This is a genomic window from Nocardioides gilvus (assembly GCF_003194605.1).
Classification (GTDB): domain Bacteria; phylum Actinomycetota; class Actinomycetes; order Propionibacteriales; family Nocardioidaceae; genus Nocardioides; species Nocardioides gilvus.
Genome location: NZ_QHKY01000004.1, coordinates 122,909 through 147,619 on the forward strand (window position 1 = coordinate 122,909; position 24,711 = coordinate 147,619).

The following is a 24,711-nucleotide window of genomic DNA, read 5'->3' on the forward strand; positions in this document are numbered from 1 at the left end:
CTGTGGATGACTGGAGCAGGGTGACGAGCGCTGACGCGACCGCGTCGGTGGCGGTGGCCGGCGTCCTCGTCCTCATGCTGGTACTCGTCTGGGTGCTGGTCGGCCAACGGCGTACGCGGCGTGAGCTGGCCCGATCACGCGAGATGCACGACGAGTTGTTGGCCCGCCTCGCGCTCCTCGAACGTCCTGCGATCACCCAGGCCCCCGCCAGCACCGTGGAGTTCGTGATCACCGACGTCGGTGAGACGCCTGATGCCGGGGAGACGGGCGCCCGACGCGCAACCCCTGCCACCAGGATCGAGGGCCGACTCTTCGCTGACATCGTCGCCCGCGAGACGGTGGTCAAGGCGGCGTCGTGGTCCCACGGACTCAGGCACGCCCTCTCCGCCGAGAACCGCAACCGACTCCGCTTCGAGATGACCCGTGAGACCAAGCGCTCCACCCGGCAGCGGAAGGCGGACGTGAAGGAAGCCCTGCGGCAGTACTACGCCCGGGAGCGAGGTGACGTCGCATGAGCCGTGGACTCTGGTTCGTCGCGGGCGCCGGCGCCGGTGTCTACGCGATGTCGAAGGCGCGACGTCTGACCGACTCGGTCACCACCGAGGGCCTGCGCGCCCGGTGGCACGGTCTGACGCACGCCGCCCGGCTGCTGGGCGAGGACGTCCGGTCGGCGCAGGCCACACGCGAGGTTGAGCTCCGCGAGTCGTTCGGTCTCGCCGCACTCTCCGACACCCCTCAGCTCCAGGGCCCTCAGGCCCCCCAGGCGCCCCAGGCGCAGCCCGGACCGACCCTGGTCCCCCCGCTCGAAGACAGGAAGAACGACCACTGATGGACACCGCCGAAATCCGCCGCCGCTTCATCGCGCACTTCGAGGCTGGTGGTCAGTGGGGTGCTCACACGCCCGTTCCTTCCGCGCCGTTGCTGCTCGACGACCCCAATCTCCTGTTCGTCAACGCCGGCATGGTGCCCTTCAAGCCCTTCTTCCTCGGCCAGGAGTCACCCGCCTACCCCCGAGCCACGAGCGTGCAGAAGTGCGTACGGACCCCGGACATCGAGGACGTCGGCAAGACGACGCGGCACGGCACGTTCTTCGAGATGTGCGGCAACTTCTCCTTCGGTGACTACTTCAAGGAGGGTGCCATCGACCTGGCCTGGTCGCTGCTGACCAAGTCGGTCGACGAGGGCGGTTTCGGGCTCGACGAGAGCCGCCTCTACCCGTCAGTGCTGGCGGGCGACGACGAGGCGGCCGAGCTCTGGATGAAGGTCACCGGTCTGCCCCGCGAGCGCATCATCGGGTTGGGCCGCAAGGAGAACTACTGGTCCATGGGCGTGCCCGGCCCCGGCGGACCCTGCTCGGAGATCCTCTACGACCGTGGACAGGACCACGGCCCGGACTTCGACCCGGCGACGCTCGGCCCGGACATGCCGTTCGAGCTCGAGGACCGGCTCCTGGAGATCTGGAACCTGGTCTTCATGCAGGACGAGCTCAGCGCGGTGCGGTCCAAGGAGGACTTCGACGTCGCCGGTTCGCTGCCCAAGCGCAACATCGACACCGGCATGGGCCTGGAGCGGGTGGCGTTCCTGCTGCAGGGCAAGCAGAACATGTACGAGATCGACGTGATGTACCCCGTGATCGAGCGGGCCGAGCAGCTCACCGGTCGCCGCTACGGCGCCGACCCGACCGACGACGTACGTTTCCGGGTCGTGGCCGACCACGTCCGCTCCTCGATGATGCTGATCGGCGACGGCGTCACACCCGGCAACGAGTCACGCGGGTACGTCCTGCGTCGCCTCCTGCGCCGGGCCGTCCGGTCGATGCGGCTGCTCGGTTTCGAGGACCGGGCGCTGCCCGAGCTGATGCCGATCAGCCGCGACAAGATGGGGGAGACCTACGACTACCTCCACTCCGACTGGGAGCGGATCTCCCGCGTCGCCTACGCGGAGGAGGACGCGTTCCGCAAGACGCTGCAGTCCGGTACCCAGATCTTCGACACTGCCGCGGCAGAGGTGAAGTCCTCGGGCCAGCGCAGACTGAGCGGGGAGCAGGCCTTCGCCCTGCACGACACCTACGGTTTCCCGATCGACCTCACGCTCGAGATGGCGGCTGAGCAGGGGCTCGAGGTGGACGAGGGCGGCTTCCGCGGGTTGATGACCGAGCAGCGTCAGCGTGCCAAGGACGACGCCCGGGCCAAGAAGGGTCAGCACGCCGACGTGTCGGTCTACCGGGCGATCCTCGACGCCAACGGGCCCACCGAATGGCTGGCGTACGAGACCCTCGAGACCGAGTCCCGGCCCCTCGGGCTGCTGCGTGAGGGTGTCCAGGTCCCCGTGCTCTCCGCTGGTGAGATCGGTGAGCTGGTGCTCGACCGCACACCGTTCTACGCGGAGTCCGGCGGGCAGGCGGCTGACGCCGGACGCATCGTCTTCGACGGTGGCGCCCTGGAGGTCCTGGATGTCCAGCGGCCGGTGCGAGGCCTCGTCTCCCACCAGGTGCGGGTGCTCGAGGGGGAGTTGCCCGCCGACCTCTCGACCCTGCATGCCCGGGTCGACCCGGAGTGGCGGATCGGTGCCCGGCAGGCGCACTCCGGCACCCACGTGATCCACGCCGCCCTGCGCGAGGTGCTCGGTCCCACCGCGCTCCAGGCAGGTTCCTACAACCGTCCCGGCTACCTGCGACTCGACTTCGGCTGGAGCGCGGCCCTGCACCCCGACCAGGTCAAGGAGATCGAGGCGGTCTCCAACCAGGCACTGCGCGCCGACCTGGCCGTGAGTGCCCAGTACATGACGTTGCCGCAGGCCAAGGAGTGGGGCGCGATCGCGCTCTTCGGGGAGACCTACGACGACTCCCAGGTCCGGGTGGTGGAGATCGGCGGTCCTTGGTCGCGTGAGCTGTGTGGCGGCACGCACGTCGACCACTCCTCGCAGATCGGCACTCTCGTCGTGACCGGAGAGGCCTCGGTCGGGTCCGGCAACCGTCGCATCGAAGCGTTCAGTGGCGTGGAGGGGTTCAACTACCTCGCCCGCGAGCGCGATGTGGTCGCCGAGCTGACCGGGATGCTCAAGGCCCGTCCCGACGACGTCGTGGGGCGTGTCCAGGACATGCTCGAGAGGCTGAAGGCGACCGAGAAGGAGCTCGAGAAGATCCGCCTGGCGCAACTCCTCGCCAACGCAGGTCAGTTGGCCCTCGCTGCGACCGACGTGTCCGGGGTGGCCGTGGTCGCACAACGTCTCGACGGCGCGGGCGGCGGGGACGTGCGTACTCTCGTCACCGACGTCCGGGCCCGACTCGACCCGGAACGACCCGGAGTGGTGGTGCTGCTCGGGGTCAGTGGTGGCAAGGTCAGCGTCGTCGCGGCGGCCAACGAGGCGGCCCGGGCAGCGGGTCTCTCGGCCAACGACCTGGTGCGCGCCACGGCGCCGCACATCGACGGCAAGGGCGGCGGCAAGCCCGACATGGCCCAGGGCGGCGGCACCGCCCCCCAAGGGGTCGACGCAGCCGTTGCGGCCGTGCTGGCCGACGTCGCCCGCGCGCGGGCCGGTGCCTGAGTGCGGAGCGGGGTGCGGGTAGGGATCGATCCGGGTGACGCCCGGATCGGTGTGGCTCGCAGCGATCCGACGGGTCTGCTCGCAACCCCGCTGGAGACCGTTCCCAGCGGGCGCGGCGACGTGCGAAGGATTGCCCGTCTGGTGCTCGAGCACGAGGCGGTGGAAGTGATCGTGGGTCTTCCCCGCTCACTCAAGGGGTCGGAGGGGCCGGCGGCAGCGAAGGTGCGCGACTTCGCCACCCGGTTGGCCCGGCGTGTCGCTCCGGTGCCCGTACGTCTGTGTGACGAAAGGTTGACGACGGTCAGCGCGGAGTCCATGCTTCGCGATCAAGGGCGAAATGGCGCGAAGCGCCGCGCCGTCGTGGACATGGTGGCGGCGACTGTCATCCTCCAGAACGCGTTGGACACCGAGCGGAACAGGGGTTCTGCTCCCGGAGAGCTCATCGAGGTTGAAGATGTCTGAGGACAGAGCCACCAGCACTGCAGAGCATCCGCCGGAGGGTGGCGCTCGACGGGCCCGCAAGAAGAGAGGGCCGCTCGGGGTGTTCGTCATCGTCGTCGTGGTGGCGCTCATCTGTGGGGGCCTGTACCTGGGCGTCTCCAAGGGAGTGGACTGGCTGGGCGACCAGTTCGGTGCACCCGACGACTTCAGCGGTCCCGGCACCGGCGAGGTCCTGGTGGAGGTCGAGTCCGGGGACACGTCCGCCGCGATCGGGCGCACGCTGAAGGAGGCCGGCGTGGTGGCTTCGGTCCAGGCCTTCATCGACGTCGCCAGTGCCGACTCGCGCTCGTCCGCGATCCAGGTCGGGTACTACAACATGCGCTCCGAGATGGCGGCTGCAGATGCCCTGGAACTGCTCGTGGAGCCCGCCAACCGGGTGACCAACACCATCACGGTCCCCGAAGGGCTACGGGTGGTCGACATCGTGGAGATCCTTGCCGACAAGACCGACTTCAGCGGTGCCGAGTACGAGAAGGCGCTCAAGAATCCCAAGGCGCTGGGTCTGCCCGACTACGCCGAGGGCAACCCGGAGGGCTACCTCTTCCCCGCGACCTATGAGATCGGGCCGAAGGACTCGGCTGCCGACATCCTGGCCAAGATGGTCAGCAGGTGGCGGCAGGCCGCGGACGACGCAGGGCTGGAGGAGCGAGCTTCGGCCCTGGGGCGATCTCCCGCCGAGCTGATGACCATCGCTTCGTTGATCGAGGCGGAAGGCCGCGGTGACGACATGCCCAAGATCTCCCGGGTGATCTACAACCGACTCGACGGTCCGGGCTCCAAGGGCGGGACGAACGGTTTGTTGCAGATCGACGCGTCGGTCAACTACGCGTTGGGCCGCAAGGGCGTCATCGCGGTCACCACAGCCGAGATCGACTCGGTCGCGGACTCCCCGTACAACCTCTACAAGGTCACAGGTCTGCCGCCGACGCCCATCGAGGCTCCCGGGGCCGACGCCATCGCTGCGGCGGGTGCGCCCGCCGACGGTCCTTGGTACTACTACGTGACCGTGGACCTGGCGACGGGCGAGACCAAGTTCGCCGAGACGTACGACGAGTTCCTGCAGTACAAGGCTGAGTACAAGGCCTACTGCGAGACCTCGGACGCGTGCTGACCCGGTGACGAGCGTGGTGAGCGGGAGTCGGTGCGGGGTGCTGGGGGACCCGATCGAACACTCCCTGTCGCCGGTTCTGCACCGCGCCGGATACCGCGCTGTCGGTCTCGACTGGTCCTATGACGCCCACCGCGTGACCTCCGGTGGGCTGCCGGACTTCCTGGCAGAGCGGGACGAGGCTCTGCGCGGTCTGTCACTGACCATGCCGCTGAAGCGCGAGGCGCTGGGGCTCGTCGATCGGGTCAGCTCCACGGCACGAGCGGCGGGCGCGGTCAACACCGTGCTGTTCGAACCGGACGGATCGATCTCCGGGGACAACACCGACCTGCCTGGTGCCGTGGCGGCTATCCGGGAGCGCTGGAGCGGACCCCTCCGCAGTGCGACGATCCTGGGCGGCGGAGCAACCGCCACCTCGGTCGGGCTGGCGCTCTGTGACATGGGCGTCACCGAGATCCGCGTCCTGGTGCGTACGCCTGAGCGTGCGACAGAGACCGTTGAGTCGTTGCAGGCGCACCCATCTGCGCCGCACGTGCAGGTCGGCCTCCTGGGTGAACCGGAGGGCGAGGTGGGGGACATCGTGGTCTCCACCATCCCCGCTGACGCCCAGACGTCGGCCCTGGTCGAGGCAGTGGCCTCAGCGCCCTGCCTCTTCGACGTGATCTACGATCCGTGGCCCACCCCGCTGGCCTCCGCGGCCAGCGGGACAGTGGTCTCGGGTCTCGACCTGCTGGTCCATCAGGCAGCCCTCCAGTTCACCCTCTTCACCGGACTGGGCGCGCCTCTGGAGCAGATGCGGGCCGCGGGGGAGCAGGCGTTGGCCGAGCGCCACCGGCCCGGAGCCACCGCATGATCAGCGCGTCGCTGGCCGCCGGGCTCCTCGCAGGTGCTGGCAGCCTGCTGGTGCCGGCGTTGATCCGAGCCGTCCCAGAGCCGGAGCCGGTGCCGCTGGCGGTGCCCGCGAGCGCCTCCGAGGACGCTGGACCTGCGGTTGCCGAAGACGCCCAGCCGGCCGAACCCGCCGAGCCCGCTGAACCGAAGATCCCGTACGCGCAGATCGGCGCAGCACGAGGCCTCGGGCTGCGTGCTGTGATCGTCGGTGCCCTTGCTGGTGCCCTCCTCGGCTGGCACCTGGGATGGGACCCTGCGCTGGTCTTCCTGCTGCCGCTGGTGCCGGTGCTGGTGGCGCTCTCGATCATCGACTGGCGGACCCAGTTGCTGCCCACCTGGGTCATCGCCCGGACGTACTTGGTGCTCGTGCCCGTGGTCGTCGCGGTCGCGGCCGTCTCGGGCGAGTGGGGGGACCTGGCCCGCGCGGGTTGGGGATGGCTGATCACCGGCGTCCTCTACTTCCTGCTGTGGTTCATCAACTCCTCAGGCCTCGGTTACGGCGACGTGCGGCTGTCAGGGATCATCGGCCTCGCCCTGGGGTATCTGGGATGGGGTGAGCTGTTCGCCGGCCTCTACTCGGCGTTCGTCCTCGGCGGCGTGCTCGGCGCGATCCTGGCGCTCGCCAAGATCGTCGACCGCAAGGGAGTGCCGTTCGGTCCCTTCATGGTCGCCGGCGCCCTCGTCGGGGTTCTGCTCGGGCCGTGGACCGCTTCCAATCTCGGATGAGGCAGAGGCTGCGCAGTCGCTGAGGGCCTCATGGGAGACTGTGCGCATGCTGCGTTGGCTCACTGCGGGCGAATCCCACGGCCCCTCTCTTGTCGCGATCCTCGAAGGGCTTCCGGCCCATGTCCTGGTGACCACGGACGACATCTCCGACTCCCTCGCCCGACGGCGTCTCGGCTACGGCCGCGGCGCGCGGATGAAGTTCGAGCAGGACGTCGTACGGATCATCGGGGGAGTGCGCCACGGTGAGACCCAGGGCGGTCCGGTGGCCATCGAGGTGGGCAACAGCGAGTGGCCCAAGTGGGAGAAGGTCATGTCGGCTGACCCCGTCGACCGGGCCGAGCTCGATGCGATGGCGCGCAACGCCCCGCTGACTCGCCCCCGCCCGGGGCACGCCGACCTGGTGGGCATGCAGAAGTACGACTTCGACGAGGCGCGTCCGATCCTTGAGCGGGCCTCAGCTCGTGAGACCGCAGCCCGCGTCGCCCTCGGTCGCGTCGCCTCCAACTTCCTGGAGCAGGCCGTCGGTGCCCGCATCGTCTCCCACGTCGTCGAGCTGGGCGGTGTCCCTGCGCCTGCCGGCTCGGTGCCGTCCGCGGACGACGTCGAGCGTCTGGACGCCGACCCGGTCCGCTGCCTCGACCCGGAGGCCTCGGCGGCCATGGTGGCCGTGATCGACCAGGCCCACAAGGACGGTGACACCCTGGGTGGCGTCGTCGAGGTCGTGGTGCACGACCTGCCACCGGGCCTGGGCTCCCACGTCCACTGGGACCGTCGCCTCGACGCGCGTCTGGCCGGTGCCCTGATGGGGATCCAGGCGATCAAGGGTGTCGAGGTCGGCGACGGCTTCGACCTCGCTGCCACCCCCGGCTCGCTGGCACACGACGAGATCGTCTCCACCCCTGACGGCCTGCGCCGTACGTCCGGTCGTGCCGGCGGCACCGAGGGCGGCATGTCGACGGGCGAGGCCCTGCGGGTCCGTGCGGCGATGAAGCCGATCGCCACCGTGCCGCGTGCGCTGCGCACGGTCGACGTCGCCACCGGCGAGGCCACGGTGGCCCACCACCAGCGCTCTGATGTCTGTGCCGTGCCAGCAGCCGGCATCGTGGCGGAGGCGATGGTCGCCCTGGTGCTTGCCGAGGCCGTCGTGGAGAAGTTCGGTGGAGACTCGGTCGGGGAGACCCGTCGCAACTTCGAGAGCTACATCGACACGCTGAAGTTCAAGTGAGCGGTCCGCGGGTTGTCCTGGTCGGCCCGATGGGGGCCGGCAAGTCGACCGTCGCGCGGGCCCTGGCACGAGAGTGGGGTGTCGCGGTGCGCGACACCGACGACGACATCGAGGCTGCCGAAGGGCGCCCCATCTCGGAGATCTTCGTGGATGACGGCGAGTCCCACTTCCGTGAGCTCGAGGTTGCCGCCGTTGCTTCGGCACTGGACTCCCACGACGGCGTGCTCTCCCTCGGCGGAGGCGCCGTTCTGGACGAACGCACCCGCGAGGCCCTGGGTGGTCACCCGGTGGTCTTTCTGCAGGTGGGGCTCTCCGAGGCAGTGAAGCGGGTCGGGCTCGGGGTCGGACGTCCGCTCCTGCTCGGCAACGTACGGAGCCGGATCAGGGCGCTGCTCGACGAGCGCACACCGGTCTACGAGTCGGTGGCGCAGTACACAGTCCAGACGGACAACCGCACGCCTCAACAGGTGGCTGAAGAGATCATGGAGGCACTCGGATGACCGGGATCGTCGGACACAGCGAGACCGTGCTCCACGTCAGCGGGGCCTCGCCCTACGACGTGGTCATCGGACACGGGCTCACCTCCCGGCTGGCCACTGTGCTGGGGCCGGACGTGCAGCGCGTCGCCCTGCTCTACGCCGGCGGGATCGGTGAGCTCGCGCAGCCGGTCGCCGACGCCCTCTCCGAGCACTACGACGTGCTGGCTCTGGGGTTACCGGACGGGGAGCAGGCCAAGACGGCCTCGGTGGCGAACGACTGCTGGGAGGCCCTCGGGGCCGCCGGTTTCACTCGCTCCGACGCGGTCGTGACGTTCGGTGGTGGCGCGACGACCGATCTCGGTGGCTTTGTGGCCGCCTCGTGGCTGCGCGGCGTACGGGTGGTCCACGTCCCCACCACGGTTCTCGCCATGGTCGATGCCGCCGTGGGTGGCAAGACCGGCATCAACACCGGCGCGGGAAAGAACCTGGTGGGTGCCTTCCACGAGCCCGCCGGTGTGCTCTGCGACCTGGGCCTGCTGGCGAGCCTGCCAGCCGCCGAGCTGTCGGCCGGTCTCGGCGAGGTCGTCAAGTGCGGCTTCATCGCTGACCCCGTCATCCTCGACATCGTGGAGCAGCACCCCCTCGCCGCGCTCACCCACGACTCCGACCTGCTGCGGGAACTCATCCAGCGCGCCATCCAGGTCAAGATCGACGTCGTCGTCGACGACCTCAAGGAGACGGGCGGGGTCGACGGCCACCCGGGCCGTGAGGTGCTGAACTACGGCCACACCATGGCCCACGCCGTGGAGCGCTTCACCGACTACCAACTCCGACACGGTGAGGCCGTGGCGATCGGCAGCGTCTTCGTCGCCGAGTTGGCCCGTCTCTCCGGCCGCATCGACGAGGCCCTGGTCGAGCGCCATGCAGCCGCCTTCGCCAAGGTGGGCCTGCCGGTCGGCTTCGCCGGGGCACCCTACGAGGACCTGCGCGCGGCGATGGCCGTCGACAAGAAGAGCCGCGGATCCCAGTTGCGGTTCCTGGTGCTGGAAGGCCTCGCTGTCCCGCGGATCCTGGCAGGGCCCGATGAGGAGCACCTGCGGGCGGCCTACGAGTGCATGGTGGCTCGGGCATGAGCGCCCCGCGCAGGGTCTGGGTGCTGAACGGACCGAACCTGGGCCGTTTGGGTCGTCGGCAGCCCGAGATCTACGGCAGCACCACCCACGCCGAGCTCGCGCACCAGTGCGTGACCTGGGGCAGCACGTACGGCCTCGACGTCGAGGTGCGGCAGACCAACCACGAGGGCACCCTCATCGACTGGCTCAACGAGGCGGCCGACGAGCGGATTGCGATCGTGCTCAATGCCGGCGCGTGGACGCACTACTCGCTCGCCCTGTACGACGCCTGCGCCCAGCTCGAGGCGCCCTTGGTCGAGGTGCACATCTCCGATCCCAAGCAGCGTCCGGAGGTCTTCCGCCACACCTCGTACGTCGAGCCGCACGCGGTCGCGACAGTGGCTGGGCTGGGCGTGGCGGGGTATCGCCGCGCGCTCGAACTGCTCCGCGAGCACCTGGACTGACGACTCGGTGGCGTCGATGACGCTGCTGCACCTCGAGCCGATAGAATCGGGGCAGTCCCTGACCCACGACGACGTAAGGCTGACACACGCGCATGGCATCGACCAACGACCTCAAGAACGGCATGGTTCTCAACCTGGAGGGCCAGCTCTGGGCCGTCGTGGAGTTCCAGCACGTGAAGCCGGGCAAGGGCCCCGCCTTCGTCCGCACCAAGCTGAAGAACGTCGAGTCCGGCAAGTCCGTCGACAAGACCTTCAACGCCGGCCTCAAGATCGAGACCGCCAACGTGGACAAGCGGACCATGCAGTACCTCTACAACGACGGCTCGTCCTACGTCTTCATGGACAACTCGACCTACGACCAAATCGAGATCACCCCTGAGATCGTCGGGGACGCCAAGAACTTTCTCCTGGAGAACCAGGAAGCCATCGTGGCGACGAACGAGGGCCGCGTCCTCTTCGTGGAGCTGCCGGCCTCGGTGGAGTTGCTGATCGCCGAGACGGAGCCGGGCCTGCAGGGCGACCGCTCCACCGGTGGCACCAAGCCCGCCACGCTCGAGACCGGTCACGTCATCCAGGTGCCCCTCTTCATCACCTCGGGTGAGAAGGTCAAGGTCGACACACGCGACTCCGGCTACCTCGGCCGGGTCAAGGGCTGAGCGAGAGACTGAGGACGGGTCCCCCCATGTCAGCCCGGAGCAAGGCGCGCAAACGCGCGCTCGACATCCTCTTCGCGACCGAGATGCGCTCGCAGAACCCCGTCGATGCCCTCGAGGACGCCATCGCTGCTGGTGACGGACCCACGAACGAGTACACCGCGGAGATCGTGCGGGGTGTCCACGACCACCGGCGTCGCATCGACGAGATCCTGGGCGACTACGCCCAGGGCTGGTCGCTGGGGCGCATGCCCGCAGTGGACCGCAACGTCTTGAGGATCGGTCTCTTCGAGATGCTCTTCTGTGAGGACGTGCCGGACGCCGTTGCCGTGAGCGAGGCGCTGGCGCTCGTCCAGGAACTCTCGACGGACGAGTCACCCACCTTCGTCAACGGTGTGCTCGGTGCCGTCCTCAAGCACAAGGACGACCTCGTCTGATCGAAGCTCACCGTGGCGCGAACTGCCCTCCCGGATGCGTCCGGGAGGGCAGTTCTGTGTCCGGGTGGACTCAGGCGACGGTGTACGTCGCGAGAGCGACAGCGGAGAGCACGAGGTAGTCCTTGGCCTGGTCGTGGTCGATCAGGTTGATCTCGGGGTTGCCCGGTGATGCCTCGTGGACCAACAGGCCCACACGTGCCAGTTGCAACGTGCCGAGCGCGGTCGCGTAGAGCAGGTTGGCCAGCGTCGGGGGTGAGTCGATACGGAACTCGCCGGTGGCATTGCCCGCGGAGAGCACCTGGGTGAGGAGTCCGAGACAGCCGGCCATCGATCGGCCGAGTCGCAGCGCTGCGTCCTCGCTGACCTCGTCGAGCAGTTCCGATCCTGTTCGGCGCATGAGGCTCTGGGCGCAGTCGACGAAGGCGGGGTACTGGATCCCGTACTCCGCGAAGGACCTGACGATGGCGCTCAACCGATTGGTGGGCGTGGCCGACGGATCGTCCTGCGCCGCCAGCACGCCACGCAACTCGTCCAGGTAGCCCACCAGGGTGAGCGCGAACAGTTCTTCCTTGCCGCTGAAGTGTCGGTAGACGATGGCCCGGTTGATGCCCACGGCACGAGCAATGTCCTCGATCTGGGCGTCGCCGACCCCACGCTCGTCGAAGAGCGTGCGTGTGGCCACCAGGATCTCCTGGGTGCGCTCCCGGCGCCGCGTCGCCGCCGGCTTGCGCGGAGCTCGAGGCTGCTCGTCGGGAGGGCTGGGCTGGTCCATGAGGGCAGTGTAGATCGTTGTGCAACTCTGTGTGACACGGGTGTCCGCCGACCGGGAGGTACCGTCGAGCCATGCCGGACTCCTCTCTCGACCTCGTCTGGCAACCGGCCTGGCCCGCTCCGGTGAGAACGATGCTGGCCCAGCACAGGCGCGGCCAGGGGGACCCGACCTGGGCGCTCGACGGGGAGACGGTGTGGCGGGCAGTGCGTACGCCGGAGGGCCCGGCGACCCTGCGAGTGGCGCCCTTGGATCCCGAGGGGGAAGTCCGCGCGGCCGCCTGGGGTCCCGGCGCCCGGTGGGCTCTCGACTCGGTGCCCGGGTTGCTCGGTGGCCTCGACGACCTGAGCGGCTTCGAACCGACGGGGGAGGCCCTGCTCGCTGCCGTACGCCGCCTTCCGCACTGGAGGCTGGGACGCAGCGGGGTGCTCTGGGAGGCCCTGGCCCCCTCGATCCTGGAGCAGAAGGTCACCTCCCAGGAGGCCTTCGGTGGGTTCCGGCGCATGGTTCAACGCTTTGGTGACCAAGCGCCCGGCCCGGGTGCAGAGCTCGGTCTGCGATTGCAGCCCTCGCCGGCGCGGGTCAGACGCATCGCTTCCTGGGAGTGGCTGCAGTGCGGGGTCGACGGTGCACGCTCCGCCACCATGGTGCGCGCCGCGACCGTCGCCGAGTCCCTGCAGCGAAGGCTGGAGGTCGACCCGGCGGAGTTGGATGCCGCGCTCCGCTCAGTCCCCGGGATCGGGGTCTGGACGAGCGCGGAGGTGCGGTCGCGAGCGGCCGGTGACGCCGATGCGGTGTCGTTCGGCGACTACCACCTGGCCTCCCAGGTGGGGTGGGCCGTGGCCCGTACCGACTTCACGGACGCGCAACTCGCTGAGCACCTCGAGCCGTGGCGGCCGCACCGCGGCCGGGTGGCCACCCTGCTGCGGATCGCTGGACCCCATCGCCCCCGGCACGGCCCCCGGATGGCCCCGCGCACCCACCTCCCCGTACGGGGACGTTGACACCAGGCCGTACTTCAGAGCAGACGCCCGAGAGGGCCGAGCACGAGTTCGGTGAACTTGCGGTGCAGGTCGCGGGCTTCCCACTCGTCACGAGTCAACTCGAGGCAATTGGTCAGGTCGACCTCGTAGATCTCCTCCATGGCGGCTGCCATGGCCTCGTCGATGATCTCGACGTTGATCTCGTAGTTGCCGGTGAGGCTGAGGCGGTCGATGTTGGCTGTCCCGATGGTGGTCCAGTTGCCGTCGATCGTCGAGGTCTTCGCGTGGACCATGGCGCCCTGGTAGCGGAAGATCCGGATCCCCGCGGCGAGGAACTGGGAGTAGTAGCCCCGGGAGATCCAGTCGGTCACGATGTGGTTCGACTTGTGGGGGAGCAGGATCCGTACGTCGACCCCGCGCTGCGCTGCGAGCACCAGGACGTCGACGAAGTCCTGGTCCGGGATGAAGTAGGCGTGCGTCATCCACACGTTCTTCGAGGCCCGGTTGATCGCCTCCATGTACATGGAGCGGATGGGGAACATCATCAGTCGCGGGTTATTGCGCGACAGTCGGATGTGCGCCTCCCACGTCGACGGCGCCTCGAGGAGCAGCGGTGGCAGGCTGGGCCGGAGACGGTTGCGACGGTGCAGGTTCCAGAAGTCGGCAAAGGTTCGCTTGAGGTCCCAGACCGCGGGGCCGGTCACGGAGATGTGCGTGTCACGCCAGTCGGTCGAGTACTCGGAACCGATGTTGTACCCGCCGACGAACGCCACCGTGTCGTCGACCACCAGGATCTTGCGGTGATTGCGGCCGTAGTGGCGGAAGTCCCAGAACTTCCACCCAGCGTTGTAGACGGGGAAGCGCATGACCGTCATCGAGGCCGGGAAGCGCTTGAACCGTCGCGACACGACGAGGTTCGCGAAGGCGTCGTAGATGCAGTAGACCTCGACACCACGCTCTGCAGCTGCCGCGAGGGCACGCTTGAAGGCCTCACCGACCTCGTCGCCCTTCCAGATGTAGGTCTCGAAGAAGATCTGGTGCTGGGCCGAGTCGATGGCTGCCAGCATGGCGTCGTACAGGTCCTGGCCATAGGTGTAGATGGTGAGGTCACGCTCCTCCACCGTGACCTTGCGCGGGGGAGTGCGGGGGAATGGTTTGGCCTTCTTCCCCCTACGGCGGTAGTTGTCGACCAGGGTCAGGCCGACGGCGACGGCGAAGGGGGTGACCACCAACGCGATCAGCAGGCGGCGCACCACGCGCAGGACTGTGCTCTCGGGATCCGGGGCGCTGCTCACCACGACACCTTATCCGCCGGGTGCGTCGCACCACGGCTCGGGAGCGACCCGGGCGTGCCCGACGGCAGGACCACCGGCGCTCAGCTGACGAGCAGACCCTGGAGGGTGCGCTGCAGCAGGTCGCGACGCTCGTCGATGCTGGAGTTGCGGGTGAGGGTCCGCTGCACCGTCACGTGACCTTCGGCCACGAGGTCGGCGAGCAGAACTCGCGCGACGCCGAGGGGCAGGTGGAGCGCCGCGGCAACTTCGGCGACCGACTTGCGGTCGCAGACCTCCAGCACCTGCGCTGCGGGACCCGTCGGCTCGGCACGGTGCCCCGAGGGGATGGACACGAGCAGGGTGGCCTCGAAGGGCAACTCGACCCGAGGGACCGTGCGACCTCGGGTGATGGTGAACCCACGCACCGCGGAGGGCGCGCTGGAGTCGCCGACGTGCTTGCCCGAAAGGTGTGCCTCGCGTTCCATACCGCAAAATTTACCCGGGAGTAGAGAAACGCGCCAGCGAATACGAATATATCTGCCCGAGACGCTGCCCAGTGGGCCGCAACCGACAGCGAGCGCCCCCACCTGGGTGGGAAGCGACCGCTGCCGGAGGTGCAGAGACGGTCAGCCGACCGGCACCTGGCTGGCCAACTGCTCGAGCGAGTACTCCGTGATCCGGATCAGTGCGGTCTTCGCAGACTCCCGGTCGCGCGCATCGATGCGAATCATGGGCACGTGACTCGGCAGTGCGAGGGCTTCGCGCACGGCATCGAGCTCGAACTGCGGTCCGTTGTCGAACTGGTTCAGCGCGACGATGAACGGCAGGCCCTTCTCCTCGAAGTAGTCGAGCGGGGAGAAGGCCTCGTCGAGGCGGTTCGTGTCCACCATGACGATGGCTCCGATGGCGCCAAGGCACAGGTCGTCCCACATGAACCAGAACCGCTTCTGGCCGGGCGTGCCGAACAGGTAGAGGATGAGGTCCTCGCCGAGCGTGATGCGGCCGAAGTCCATGGCCACCGTGGTCGTGTGCTTCGTGGGCACCTGGGAGATGTCGTCGATGCCCTCGGACTCGTCGGTGACGAGCGCCTCGGTGCGCAACGGGTCGATCTCGGAGACCGAGCCGACGAGCGTCGTCTTGCCCACACCGAAGCCTCCGGCGATCACGATCTTGGTCGAAGCTGGACCTTGCTTGTTAGAAGGCTCGGAGTCCACGGAGGGTCCTTTCGATCAGGTCGCGACGCTGGTCACTGGAGGTGTTGCTGGAAATGGTGGCCTGCACGGCGACGTGCCCAGCCTCAATCAGATCGGCGAGGAGCACGCGCACCACGCCGATGGGCATGGAGACGAGGGCGGAGACCTCTGCCACGGAACGCAGGTGGCACACGTCGACCACGTGGGCGACAGCGGCGTTGGGCCACGACCGCCCGTGAGCGTGTTCCTCGAGTCGAAGCGTGGCCTCCACGGGGAGGTCAACCTTCGGCTTGGTGCGACCTGCCGTGATCGTGAATGCGCGGACGACGCGTGGAGCGGGGGCGTCGTCCCAGTCGGGATCTTTGGGGCTCATCTGTGATCACCTCACACTGTGGTCTGGGGTACTCGTGCAGTGGCCTGGACGACCTGACCGACGCGCTCCACCAGGAGCGCCATCTCGTAACCGACCTGACCGATGTCAGCCGACTCCTGGGTCAGGACGGCAAGGTTGGAGCCGTCGCCGACGCTCATGAGGAGCAGGTAGCCCAGCTCCATCTCGATGACGGTCTGGAGCACCGGGCCGCCCTCGAAGAGTCGGGAAGCACCCACGGCCAGGGACGCGAGCCCCGAGGAGACGGCAGCGACCTGTTCGGCGCGGTCCGCCGGGAGGCGATCGCTGCACGCCATCAGAAGACCGTCGGCCGAGACCAGCACTGCGTGTGCGGTCCCCGGAACTTCAGCGATGAACTTGCTGACGATCCAGTTGAGTCCGGTGTCCTGTGAGGTTGCATCTGCGTTGGTCATGCCGGACCTTCCTTGTCGTTGTTGAGGGGAGTAGCGGTTGCGGACCTTCCGCGGGAGACTCCGGCTGCGTGTGCGGCCAGGCGCTTCTTGATCGCTTCCGGGTCTCGCGTGGGCGCCTTGGCCGTGGGGGCCACGCTGCCGGGAACGAGGCGACGCCCGGGTTGGCGCATCGGGAGCCCCGTGTTGCTCACCGGAGCCGCGGCATCGGCCGCTGTTGCTTCCCCGGCGGCCTTCCAACCCGCGTCCGCGTGGCTGCCCCAGGAAGCGGGTGCACCCTGGGCGGCGAGCCAGTTGGAAGCACTGCCGTCACCGGAGGCTGCGCGTGCTGCGCGCTTCGGCAAGGGCGTCGACGACTCCTGACTGGCCGGGGCCGGAGCCTTCGTGTCGACCGCAGCGGCGTGGGAGCCGCGGCGTACGGGCTCTGCCGGTGACTGCGGAGTCGGCGGAGTCTCGGGCGCCGAGAAGATGGCCGGAGTCTGCGGAGTCTCCGGTGCCAAGGAGATGGCGGGTGCTGTCACATACGTGACGGGCGCCTCCTCGGCAGCCTCTGCTTCCTCCGAACCGGTGTCAGGTTCGTCCGCTGCGGGCTCGTCCGCCGCAGGGACGGGCTCGTCGTTGACAGCGTCGGCGTCGGCGTCGGCGTCGGGGTCGGCCGCTCGGTCGACGGCCGGCTCCTCGGTCTTGAGGAGGTCGAGTCCGAGGGGGTCGGCCCCGGCTGCCGTGGCGGCTGCGATGCGTTCCTCGACCGAGATCTCGGCCACGGTGGACTCGGGCTCAGGCTCGGGCTCGGGCTCAGCTTCAGCAGCCGGCTCCTCGACCTCAGTCACCTGCGTAGCGGGCTCCGGCAGAGTGGACTCGGAGTCAGCCTCCTCGACGGGAACGGCTGGTGCGTCCGCCAACTCGTCGGAGGTGTCGAGCGGCGCGCTCTCCGGTTCCGGTTGGGCCTCGGCGAGGGCGTCGCGTCGGGAGAAGATCCCCAACGGCTTGAGCTCCGTCTTGGGCGCCGCCGGCGTCTCGTCGACCTCTGCCTCGTCAGCCACCGGTCGTTCGAACATGCTGACCGGCTCGGCGGGCGCGAAGAGGCTTCCTCCGGTGGGCTGGACCGCTGCTTCACGGCCGGGCACGGTGGCCCCGGGACGCCGTTGCGGGAGCCCGGTGACGGGAGCACTGGGAGCGTTGCCCTGGGCGGACTTGACGTCCTCGACAGGCGAAGGCTTGGCTTCGGCTGCCAGAGCAGCCGCGTCGAGAGGTGCCGTCAACGGGTCGTGGTCCACCGGAGCAGGACTCACCGGCTCGGGGTCGGCAGCGGCCGCCGGGATGACTGGAGCCGCGAACGACTCCTCCTGCGCAGGAACGGCAGGGGCCGGGGTCGGGGTGGCGGCAGCCGGCGCCATCGTGCCAGCGCCGCCGACGAGCAGTCGGTCCGACAACGTCACCGTGGCGGTCACGCCGCCGCGGCTGTTGCGGGTGAGCTCCACGTCGATCTGGTGACGCTGGGCCAGACGGCTGACCACGAAGAGACCCATGCGTCGTGCTGCGTCGGGGGTGATACCGACGTCGGAGCGCAGCATGCGGTTCAGCTGGCTCATGACGTCGTCGGGCATGCCCAGACCGCCGTCGGCGATGGCGATGATGGTCTGCCCCGGGGCCCCGGTGGTGCTGACGTGCACGGTCTCGGTGGGCGGCGAGAAGGAGAGGGCGTTGTCCATGAGCTCGGTGAGCAGGTGGACCACGTCGTTGGCTGCGGCGCCGACGATCTTGTCCGTCGAGGCACCGCGCATCTCGATGCGCTGGTACTCCTGGACGCCAGCGGTGGCTGCCTGGAGGGTGTCGTTGACGGTCAGGGCCTGGCCTTCGCGCTGACGCACGGGCGCATCGGACAGGATCACGAGGCTCTCGGCCGTACGACGCATGCGTGCGGCGAGGTGGTCGAGTCGGAAGAGGCTCTCGAGGCGACGCGGGTCCTGCTCGTCGCGCTCCAGCTCCTCGATCAGGCCGAGCTGCTGGTTGATCAGCGAGGTGTTGCGTCGCGACAGGGTCACGAACATCTCGCCCACCTGGCCACGCAGCTTGGCCTCACCGGACGCCAGGTTGACGGCCGTCTGGTGCAGCTCGTCCACGGCTCGCGCCAGCTGGCCCATCTCCTCGTTCGTGTGGACGTCGAGGGGCTCGATCTCACCGGGGTCCCCACCACCGCGGATGGTGGCCACTGCGCGGGGCAGCTTGTCGCTGGCCACCGCACGTGCACCGTCACGCAGACGCTGCAGGGGACGGAGGATGAGACGTGCGATCAGCCACGCCAGGATCAGTGTCGTGATCAGGACCACGGCCAGGATGACGATGTTGGAGGTGGCCTTGCTCTGGGCGTCCGCGGCGTTCGCCGAGAGGGCCTCGTTCGACTCGCTCACGACGGAGTCGGTGAGTTGTCCGTACAGGTCCAGGGTCTCGGTCGAGGCGAGCTCGCCCCGACCTGACTCGACGGTGTCGAAGCGGCTCGAGTTGCGGGCACGGAGGTCGAGGACCATCGGCTCGTCGTCACGGGCGCGGGCCAACTGGGCGATCGCGGCCTCCTCGACGCCGAGGAACGAGAAGACCTGCGGGCTGTTGGTGATGCGGTTGCCGGAGTAGGCGATCTGCAGCTGCTGCATGGTGAAGGCCAGCCGGCCCTCCATCACATGGGTGAGCTGGGCCAGGGCCGGTTCCTGCGTGGTCTGGCCGTTGATGATCGACTGGTAGAAGTCACTCACGCCGTTGTGCAGCTGGCGCACCTGGGAGAGGGACTGCAGGAGGGTGACGTAGGCACGACCGTCACGCAGCTCGCTGCTGAGAGCCAGGATGCCCTCCAGCTGCGCCTGCTGGTTGGCGGTCAGGTTCTCGTCGTCGAGTGACTTCTCGAGCTCCTCGGCCGAGGTGCGTACGGCTTCGACGGCGGCGAGCCGTGCGGGGGACTCCGCGTCCTTCTCCGTCCGGGCGATGACGGTCGCGTCCTGGGCGGCGTACAGGTACTCGATGGTCGGTTCGAGGACGCGCACCTGGCCGGCAGTCTCCTGCTGGTCCTGCTGGAGTGCGTACTCGTCGACCGACCTGTCCACGGCGAACCAGCTGGCTGCGATCATCGGGAAGGCGAGAGCCAGGGCGATCTTGTTCCGGAGCTTCCACCCGGACGGGCGCCACCAAGCACCGCGTGACTCGTCGTCCTGCGAGCCGAGCACGTGAGTGTTCGGCGAGGACGGCGACTGGTCCTTCTTCTTCGTGGCCATGAGCTCCCCGGCTGGTGTGACTGGTGCGGAGCGTCCGGTGGTCACCGGACGTCGGACCGTGAATGTGGTCCGAGGTCAACTTAAGGACTGGAACGGCGTCGTGTAGGTGGAATGCCAGTACTGGTGGGGCGAAATGTGGCTCGAGTGGCTCGAAACAGCGTCACGCGGCACGGAGACCTCCGTTTCGACGCACTGTCGGACGTACGACGTAGGCTCGCTGCATGCGCCCCGTGACCGACCTCGAACGCCGCGTGGCACCTTTCGCCGTCGTCTCCGACTACTCGCCGTCGGGAGACCAGCCCGCCGCGATCGCTGAGATCTCAAAGCGGATCCGTGGTGGCGAGAAGGACGTCGTCCTGCTGGGCGCCACCGGCACCGGAAAGACCGCCACCGTGGCCTGGGTGGCCGAACAGGTGCAACGACCTCTGCTCGTGCTCCAACCGAACAAGACGTTGGCGGCGCAGTTCGCCAACGAGTTGCGGCAACTCTTCCCGGACAATGCCGTCGAGTACTTCGTCTCGTACTACGACTACTACCAACCCGAGGCCTACGTCCCGCAGACGGACACCTACATCGAGAAGGACTCCTCCATCAACGAGGAGGTGGAACGGCTCCGTCACTCGGCGACGAACTCGTTGCTGACCCGGCGCGACGTCATCGTGGTCTCCACAGTCTCGTGCATCTACGGCCTCGGCACCCCGCAGGAGTACGTCGACCGGATGGTGCGGCTCAAGGTCGGTCAGGAGCGGGACCGGGACAAGTTGCTGCGCCAGCTCGTGGACAACCAGTACGTCCGCAACGACATGAGTTTCACGCGAGGCACGTTCCGGGTGCGCGGTGACACCGTGGAGGTGTTCCCTGTCTATGAGGAGATGGCCGTCCGGATCGAGTTCTTCGGCGACGAGATCGAGCGTCTGATGACCCTGCACCCGGTCACTGGGGACGTGCTCACCGAGGACCAGGAGATGTACATCTTCCCGGCCACGCACTACGTGGCCGGGCCAGAGCGCATGGAGCGCGCGATCACCACCATCGAGGCCGAGCTGGTCGAGCAGCTGGCCAACTTCGAGCGGCAGGGCAAGCTGCTCGAGGCCCAGCGCCTGCGGATGCGGACCACGTACGACGTCGAGATGATGCGTCAGGTCGGTTCGTGCTCGGGCATCGAGAACTACTCCCTGCACATGGACGGACGCCCGCGGGGCAGTGCCCCGAACACCCTCCTGGACTACTTCCCGGAGGACTTCCTGCTCGTCGTGGACGAGTCGCACGTCGCCGTCCCCCAGATCGGGGGAATGTACGAGGGCGACATGTCACGCAAGCGCAACCTGGTCGACCACGGCTTCCGACTACCCAGTGCCATGGACAACCGCCCGCTGCGGTGGGAGGAGTTCCTCGACCGCATCGGCCAGACGATCTACCTCTCCGCCACACCGGGCAACTACGAGTTGGACCGGGTCGGGGGCGCCGAGAACGCGGTCCAGCAGATCATCCGTCCCACGGGTCTCATCGACCCGGAGGTCATCGTCAAGCCCACCAAGGGTCAGATCGACGACCTCATCCACGAGATCAGGGAGCGCGTGGAGGTCAACGAACGGGTGCTGGTCACCACGTTGACGAAGAAGATGTCCGAGGACCTCACGAACTACCTTCTGGAGGCCGGGATCCGCACCCGCTACCTGCACTCCGAGGTCGACACCCTCAAACGCATCGAGCTGCTCCGTGACCTGAGGCTCGGCGAGTACGACGTCCTCGTGGGGATCAACCTCCTGCGGGAGGGACTCGACCTGCCCGAGGTCTCGTTGGTGGCCATCCTGGACGCGGACAAGGAAGGGTTCCTGCGCTCGGACAAGTCCTTGATCCAGACGATCGGTCGAGCTGCTCGCAACGTGTCGGGGCAGGTCCACATGTACGCGGACCGGATCACCCGCTCCATGGAGGCGGCCATCGACGAGACGAACCGTCGCCGCGCCATCCAGGTTGCCTACAACACCGAACACGGCATCGACCCCCAGCCTCTGCGCAAGAAGATCGCCGACATCACCGAGATGCTCGCGCGGGAGGACGAGACCACCCAGGAGCTTCTCCAGACCTGGGCCGACGTCGGCCAGAAGGGACGAGCAGGCGGCGTCAAGCCCAGGAAGGCTGCGGTGCCGTCGCTCTCCCGACTCCACCAGGACCTGCCCGACACGGCAGGTGTCCCCTCCAGCGACCTCGCTGAGTTGATCCAGCAGCTGACGGAGCAGATGAAGGGCGCGGCCGCGGAGTTGCAGTTCGAGGTCGCGGCCCGGTTGCGTGACGAGATCAGTGAGCTCAAGAAGGAGCTGCGCCAGATGATGGAGGCGACGCGGTGACATCTGTTGAATTCCAGGTGACGTTCGACGCGAGCGACCCGGGTGCGTTGGCTGAGTTCTGGGCCGCCGTACTGCGCTACCAGGTGCAGCCCCCGCCACCGGGGTTCGACACCTGGGTCGATGCCCTCGAGGCCATGGGTATGCCACCTGAGATGCACGACGCTCGCTCGGCGATCGTGCCTCTGGACGGCGCCACTGGCCCCAGGGTCTTCTTCCAGAAGGTTCCGGAGACGAAGGTCCTCAAGAACCGGGTCCATCTGGACCTCCGGGCAGCCCCTGGGTTGGAGGGGGAGGAGCGGATGGCCGCGCTCGAGTCCGAGTGCGCACGCCTGGTGGAGTTGGGTGCCGAGCGGATCCGTCGAGTCGAGCCGGACGGGCTCGACACGGGTTGGATCCTGATGACCGACCCGGAGGGCAACGAGTTCTGCCTCGACTGAGGCCAGCGCCTGCCTCAGGGGCCTCGTACGTCCTCGCCCCCGCTCCGCGAGTGCTATAGGTTCAGTCGACGAGGTCTTTCTCGTCCCTCATCCTCCGGAGCGCAGGAGCGGCCGTGACAGTTGTCGAGACCGACATTGCGATCGTCGGTGCAGGACCCATCGGTCTCTTCGCCACCTACTACGCGGGTTTCCGTGGTCTGCGCGTGGCGCTCATCGACTCGCTGCCGGAGCTGGGCGGACAGATCACCGCGATGTACCCCGAGAAGCAGCTCCACGACGTCGCCGGCTTTCCTTCGGTCAAGGGCCGGGCTCTCGTGGCAGGGTTGGTCGCCCAGGCGGAGAGCGCTCATCCGGTTCACCTACTGGGGCGCACCGCGACCGCCCTCGAGGAGTCGGTCGACGGGCTCTCGCTCCATCTCTCCGACGGCACCCTCGTCGAGACGCACACGCTGTTGGTGACGGCGGGCATCGGGAGGTTCAGTCCGCGCCCGCTCCCGGTCGGTGAGGAATGGGTGGGGCGCGGCATCGAGTACTTCGTGCCCGACTTCGAGCCCTACCGCGACAAGGACGTCGTGGTGGTCGGCGGAGGCGACAGCGCGTTCGACTGGGCAGAGCAGCTTGAACCGTTGGCCCGGACAGTGACGCTGGTGCACCGGCGGGACTCCTTCCGGGCGCACGCCCGCACGGTCGCCAAGGTGCTCGCCTCGAGCGTCCAGGTGCTGACCAACGCTCAATTGGTCGAGGTGCGTGGCACTGACCGGGTGGAGTCACTCGCGGTCCGGGTGACGGGTGAGGCCGAGACCAGGGTGCTCCCGTGCCAGTCGGTGGTGGCAGCCCTGGGCTTCGTGGCCGACCTGGGGCCTCTTCAGGAGTGGGGCCTGGAGACGGACAAACGGCATGTCGTGGTGGACCAGGCGATGCGTACCAGTCGCGCGCGGGTGTTCGCCGCGGGTGACGTGGCCGAGTACCCGGGGAAGGTCCGGTTGATCGCGGTCGGTTTCGGCGAGGCCGCCACAGCCGTGAACCACGCGGCGGTGGTGGTCGACCCCGGGCGCAGGGTCTTCCCCGGACACTCGAGCGAGGAGGACGAGTCCCTGCGCTGATGGTGACTGAGTGGCGTGTGAGCCATCGCACAGCCCGGGAAGGATGGGGGTTACCGCCGGGTCTGTTGAATGGCAGCGAGAAAAAAACCGCCGGGTGCCCCGTGATAGAAACGCGGTTCACCCTGTCCAGGAAGGCCCCTGCTTTGCGCGTTGCACTGCTGTCCTACCGAAGCAAGCCACATTGCGGGGGTCAGGGCATCTACATCCGCCACCTGAGCCGCGAACTTGTCGCGCTCGGTCACGAGGTGGAGGTCTTCTCGGGTCAGCCGTACCCGATCCTCGACGAGGGCGTGAAGCTCACGAAGGTCCCCTCCCTCGACCTCTACCGCGAGCCCGACCCCTTCCGGGTGCCCAGGCCCAAGGAGTTCCGGGACCTGGTGGACGTCGAGGAGTTCCTCACCATGTGCACCGCCGGCTTCCCCGAGCCGAAGACGTTCAGCACGCGGGTCGCCAAGCTGCTGAAGGACCGAGTCGCCGACTTCGACGTCGTGCACGACAACCAGGTCCTGGGCTACGGCATGCTCGACATCGAGAAGATGGGCCTGCCGTTGGTCACCACGCTCCACCACCCGATCACGTACGACCGCAAGGTCGACCTTGCCGCGGCGCCCACCTGGCGCAAGCGGATGTCGACCCGCCGGTGGTACGGCTTCCTGCGCATGCAGGGCAAGGTGGCCCGTCAGGCACGCCGGATCCTCACCCCGTCGGAGTCCTCGAAGCGCGACATCGCCCAGGACTTCGGGGTTGACCCGGAGCGGATGCAGGTGATCCTGCTCGGTGTCGAGGACACGTTCGTGCCCCCCACTGCCCCGCGCGTGAAGGGGCGAATCATGGCGATGGCGAGTGCGGACGCTCCGATGAAGGGCATCTCGACCCTTCTCGAGTCCTTCGCCAAGCTGAGGACCGAGCGCGACGTCGAACTCCTGCTCGTCACCAAGCCGGTGCCGGGGGGGCGCACCGAGCAGTTGATCGACTCCTTGGGCATCCGAGGGCACGTGAGCTTCGTGAGTGGCGTCTCCGACGAGGAGTTGGTGCAGATCATGGGTTCGGCCGAGGTGGCCTGTGTTCCCTCGCTGTACGAAGGTTTCTCGCTGCCCACCGCCGAGTTGATGGCCTGCGCCACCCCGCTGGTGGTCTCCAGGGCCGGCGCCATCCCCGAGGTGGTCGGCCCCGACGGCGAGTGTGCCGACCTGGTGACACCGGGCGATGTCGGCGAGTTGACCCACGCGCTCGCGGCCCTGCTGGACGACCCGGAGCGCCGGGAGCAGATGGGCCAGGCCGGACGGCGGCGTGTGCTGGAGATGTTCAGTTGGCGAGCGGTGGCCGAGAAGACCGCTGGAGCCTACGAAGATGTGATCAAGGACTACCGGGCCGAGAAGGCCAAGGGAGAATGAC

Annotated in this window: 25 protein-coding genes; 18 read left to right on the forward strand and 7 right to left on the reverse strand. The window is 68.2% G+C overall.

Going from position 1 to position 24,711, the window contains the following annotated elements:
* Positions 1-2 precede the first annotated feature (2 nt).
* The 13 genes from DNK52_RS12420 to nusB all read left to right on the forward strand — a co-directional run bounded on the left by DNK52_RS12420 (position 3) and on the right by nusB (position 11,142).
* On the forward strand, positions 3-515 hold the full coding sequence (locus DNK52_RS12420) for a hypothetical protein (RefSeq protein WP_162598761.1): 513 nt from the start codon (positions 3-5) through the stop codon (positions 513-515).
* A complete protein-coding gene (locus DNK52_RS12425; RefSeq protein ID WP_110241335.1) occupies positions 512-829 on the forward strand; it encodes a DUF6167 family protein in 318 nt (105 codons plus the stop codon). Before DNK52_RS12420 ends, DNK52_RS12425 begins: the two co-directional genes overlap by 4 nt.
* On the forward strand, positions 829-3,546 hold the full coding sequence (gene alaS, locus DNK52_RS12430) for an alanine--tRNA ligase (protein WP_110241336.1): 2,718 nt from the start codon (positions 829-831) through the stop codon (positions 3,544-3,546). The genes DNK52_RS12425 and alaS overlap by 1 nt, the downstream gene beginning before the upstream one ends.
* Positions 3,547-4,008 carry a Holliday junction resolvase RuvX gene (gene ruvX, locus DNK52_RS12435; RefSeq protein ID WP_110241337.1) on the forward strand — a complete coding sequence of 154 codons (462 nt, stop codon included), beginning with the start codon at positions 3,547-3,549 and terminating at the stop codon, positions 4,006-4,008.
* Positions 4,001-5,158 (forward strand): endolytic transglycosylase MltG, encoded by a 1,158-nt coding sequence (mltG, locus tag DNK52_RS12440; RefSeq protein ID WP_110241338.1) that lies wholly within the window; start codon positions 4,001-4,003, stop codon positions 5,156-5,158. Before ruvX ends, mltG begins: the two co-directional genes overlap by 8 nt.
* A 4-nt stretch (positions 5,159-5,162) precedes the next feature.
* The gene (locus DNK52_RS12445) at positions 5,163-6,008 is read left to right on the forward strand and encodes a shikimate dehydrogenase (protein WP_338036729.1); all 846 of its coding nucleotides are present in this window, start codon (positions 5,163-5,165) and stop codon (positions 6,006-6,008) included.
* On the forward strand, positions 6,005-6,772 hold the full coding sequence (locus tag DNK52_RS12450) for a prepilin peptidase (RefSeq protein ID WP_110241339.1): 768 nt from the start codon (positions 6,005-6,007) through the stop codon (positions 6,770-6,772). The genes DNK52_RS12445 and DNK52_RS12450 overlap by 4 nt, the downstream gene beginning before the upstream one ends.
* Positions 6,773-6,818: 46 nt before the next feature.
* Positions 6,819-7,997, forward strand: a complete 1,179-nt coding sequence (aroC, locus tag DNK52_RS12455; RefSeq protein ID WP_204163522.1) for a chorismate synthase — start codon at positions 6,819-6,821, stop codon at positions 7,995-7,997.
* A complete protein-coding gene (locus DNK52_RS12460) occupies positions 7,994-8,497 on the forward strand; it encodes a shikimate kinase (protein WP_110241341.1) in 504 nt (167 codons plus the stop codon). Before aroC ends, DNK52_RS12460 begins: the two co-directional genes overlap by 4 nt.
* The gene (aroB, locus tag DNK52_RS12465) at positions 8,494-9,609 is read left to right on the forward strand and encodes a 3-dehydroquinate synthase (RefSeq protein ID WP_110241342.1); all 1,116 of its coding nucleotides are present in this window, start codon (positions 8,494-8,496) and stop codon (positions 9,607-9,609) included. The genes DNK52_RS12460 and aroB overlap by 4 nt, the downstream gene beginning before the upstream one ends.
* Entirely contained in the window at positions 9,606-10,052 is a 447-nt protein-coding gene (locus DNK52_RS12470; RefSeq protein ID WP_110241343.1) for a type II 3-dehydroquinate dehydratase, read from the forward strand. Before aroB ends, DNK52_RS12470 begins: the two co-directional genes overlap by 4 nt.
* Before the next feature lie 92 nt (positions 10,053-10,144).
* The gene (efp, locus tag DNK52_RS12475; RefSeq protein WP_110241344.1) at positions 10,145-10,708 is read left to right on the forward strand and encodes an elongation factor P; all 564 of its coding nucleotides are present in this window, start codon (positions 10,145-10,147) and stop codon (positions 10,706-10,708) included.
* Positions 10,709-10,734: 26 nt separating this feature from the next.
* Positions 10,735-11,142, forward strand: coding sequence for a transcription antitermination factor NusB (gene nusB / locus DNK52_RS12480; protein ID WP_110241345.1), 408 nt, complete (start codon positions 10,735-10,737; stop codon positions 11,140-11,142).
* A 70-nt stretch (positions 11,143-11,212) separates the two neighbouring features.
* Here nusB and DNK52_RS12485 read toward each other — a convergent pair whose 3' ends face one another.
* Positions 11,213-11,914: a TetR/AcrR family transcriptional regulator gene (locus DNK52_RS12485; protein ID WP_110241346.1), complete on the reverse strand. Its 702-nt coding sequence runs from the start codon at positions 11,912-11,914 to the stop codon at positions 11,213-11,215.
* Between the two features lie 71 nt (positions 11,915-11,985).
* Between DNK52_RS12485 and DNK52_RS12490 the strand changes: the two genes are divergently transcribed.
* Positions 11,986-12,915: a DNA-3-methyladenine glycosylase family protein gene (locus DNK52_RS12490; RefSeq protein ID WP_110241347.1), complete on the forward strand. Its 930-nt coding sequence runs from the start codon at positions 11,986-11,988 to the stop codon at positions 12,913-12,915.
* Positions 12,916-12,929: 14 nt separating this feature from the next.
* Here the strand turns inward: DNK52_RS12490 and DNK52_RS12495 are convergent, their stop codons facing one another.
* The 6 genes from DNK52_RS12495 to DNK52_RS12520 all read right to left on the reverse strand — a co-directional run bounded on the left by DNK52_RS12495 (position 12,930) and on the right by DNK52_RS12520 (position 19,425).
* Positions 12,930-14,189: a phospholipase D-like domain-containing protein gene (locus DNK52_RS12495; protein ID WP_239455551.1), complete on the reverse strand. Its 1,260-nt coding sequence runs from the start codon at positions 14,187-14,189 to the stop codon at positions 12,930-12,932.
* Positions 14,190-14,269: 80 nt separating this feature from the next.
* A complete protein-coding gene (locus DNK52_RS12500) occupies positions 14,270-14,653 on the reverse strand; it encodes a DUF742 domain-containing protein (RefSeq protein WP_110241348.1) in 384 nt (127 codons plus the stop codon).
* A 141-nt stretch (positions 14,654-14,794) separates the two neighbouring features.
* Positions 14,795-15,382, reverse strand: a complete 588-nt coding sequence (locus tag DNK52_RS12505; protein ID WP_110241349.1) for a GTP-binding protein — start codon at positions 15,380-15,382, stop codon at positions 14,795-14,797.
* Positions 15,363-15,734 carry a DUF742 domain-containing protein gene (locus tag DNK52_RS12510; protein WP_110241350.1) on the reverse strand — a complete coding sequence of 124 codons (372 nt, stop codon included), beginning with the start codon at positions 15,732-15,734 and terminating at the stop codon, positions 15,363-15,365. The genes DNK52_RS12505 and DNK52_RS12510 overlap by 20 nt, the downstream gene beginning before the upstream one ends.
* Before the next feature lie 11 nt (positions 15,735-15,745).
* Positions 15,746-16,165: a roadblock/LC7 domain-containing protein gene (locus tag DNK52_RS12515; protein ID WP_110241351.1), complete on the reverse strand. Its 420-nt coding sequence runs from the start codon at positions 16,163-16,165 to the stop codon at positions 15,746-15,748.
* Entirely contained in the window at positions 16,162-19,425 is a 3,264-nt protein-coding gene (locus tag DNK52_RS12520; protein ID WP_110241352.1) for an ATP-binding protein, read from the reverse strand. The genes DNK52_RS12515 and DNK52_RS12520 overlap by 4 nt, the downstream gene beginning before the upstream one ends.
* 221 nt (positions 19,426-19,646) lie before the next feature.
* Here DNK52_RS12520 and uvrB point away from each other — a divergent pair, with 221 nt between their 5' ends.
* The 4 genes from uvrB (at position 19,647) to DNK52_RS12540 (ending at position 24,710) form a co-directional block, all read left to right on the forward strand.
* Positions 19,647-21,776 carry an excinuclease ABC subunit UvrB gene (gene uvrB, locus DNK52_RS12525; protein WP_110241353.1) on the forward strand — a complete coding sequence of 710 codons (2,130 nt, stop codon included), beginning with the start codon at positions 19,647-19,649 and terminating at the stop codon, positions 21,774-21,776.
* Positions 21,773-22,213, forward strand: a complete 441-nt coding sequence (locus DNK52_RS12530; protein WP_110241354.1) for a VOC family protein — start codon at positions 21,773-21,775, stop codon at positions 22,211-22,213. Before uvrB ends, DNK52_RS12530 begins: the two co-directional genes overlap by 4 nt.
* A 113-nt stretch (positions 22,214-22,326) precedes the next feature.
* Entirely contained in the window at positions 22,327-23,316 is a 990-nt protein-coding gene (locus DNK52_RS12535) for an NAD(P)/FAD-dependent oxidoreductase (RefSeq protein ID WP_110241355.1), read from the forward strand.
* Between the two features lie 143 nt (positions 23,317-23,459).
* Positions 23,460-24,710, forward strand: coding sequence for a glycosyltransferase family 4 protein (locus DNK52_RS12540; protein WP_110241356.1), 1,251 nt, complete (start codon positions 23,460-23,462; stop codon positions 24,708-24,710).
* Position 24,711: the final 1 nt, after the last annotated feature.

Bases quoted from the DNA above. Each gene is read 5' to 3' on its own strand.
- DNK52_RS12425 (WP_110241335.1), top strand. From the start codon at position 512: ATGAGCCGTGGACTCTGGTTCGTCGCGGGCGCCGGCGCCGGTGTCTAC.
- alaS (WP_110241336.1), top strand. From the start codon at position 829: ATGGACACCGCCGAAATCCGCCGCCGCTTCATCGCGCACTTCGAGGCT.
- mltG (WP_110241338.1), top strand. From the start codon at position 4,001: ATGTCTGAGGACAGAGCCACCAGCACTGCAGAGCATCCGCCGGAGGGT.
- DNK52_RS12450 (WP_110241339.1), top strand. From the start codon at position 6,005: ATGATCAGCGCGTCGCTGGCCGCCGGGCTCCTCGCAGGTGCTGGCAGC.
- aroC (WP_204163522.1), top strand. From the start codon at position 6,819: ATGCTGCGTTGGCTCACTGCGGGCGAATCCCACGGCCCCTCTCTTGTC.
- aroB (WP_110241342.1), top strand. From the start codon at position 8,494: ATGACCGGGATCGTCGGACACAGCGAGACCGTGCTCCACGTCAGCGGG.
- DNK52_RS12470 (WP_110241343.1), top strand. From the start codon at position 9,606: ATGAGCGCCCCGCGCAGGGTCTGGGTGCTGAACGGACCGAACCTGGGC.
- efp (WP_110241344.1), top strand. From the start codon at position 10,145: ATGGCATCGACCAACGACCTCAAGAACGGCATGGTTCTCAACCTGGAG.
- nusB (WP_110241345.1), top strand. From the start codon at position 10,735: ATGTCAGCCCGGAGCAAGGCGCGCAAACGCGCGCTCGACATCCTCTTC.
- DNK52_RS12485 (WP_110241346.1), bottom strand. From the start codon at position 11,914: ATGGACCAGCCCAGCCCTCCCGACGAGCAGCCTCGAGCTCCGCGCAAG.
- DNK52_RS12490 (WP_110241347.1), top strand. From the start codon at position 11,986: ATGCCGGACTCCTCTCTCGACCTCGTCTGGCAACCGGCCTGGCCCGCT.
- DNK52_RS12500 (WP_110241348.1), bottom strand. From the start codon at position 14,653: ATGGAACGCGAGGCACACCTTTCGGGCAAGCACGTCGGCGACTCCAGC.
- DNK52_RS12510 (WP_110241350.1), bottom strand. From the start codon at position 15,734: ATGAGCCCCAAAGATCCCGACTGGGACGACGCCCCCGCTCCACGCGTC.
- DNK52_RS12515 (WP_110241351.1), bottom strand. From the start codon at position 16,165: ATGACCAACGCAGATGCAACCTCACAGGACACCGGACTCAACTGGATC.
- DNK52_RS12520 (WP_110241352.1), bottom strand. From the start codon at position 19,425: ATGGCCACGAAGAAGAAGGACCAGTCGCCGTCCTCGCCGAACACTCAC.
- uvrB (WP_110241353.1), top strand. From the start codon at position 19,647: ATGCGCCCCGTGACCGACCTCGAACGCCGCGTGGCACCTTTCGCCGTC.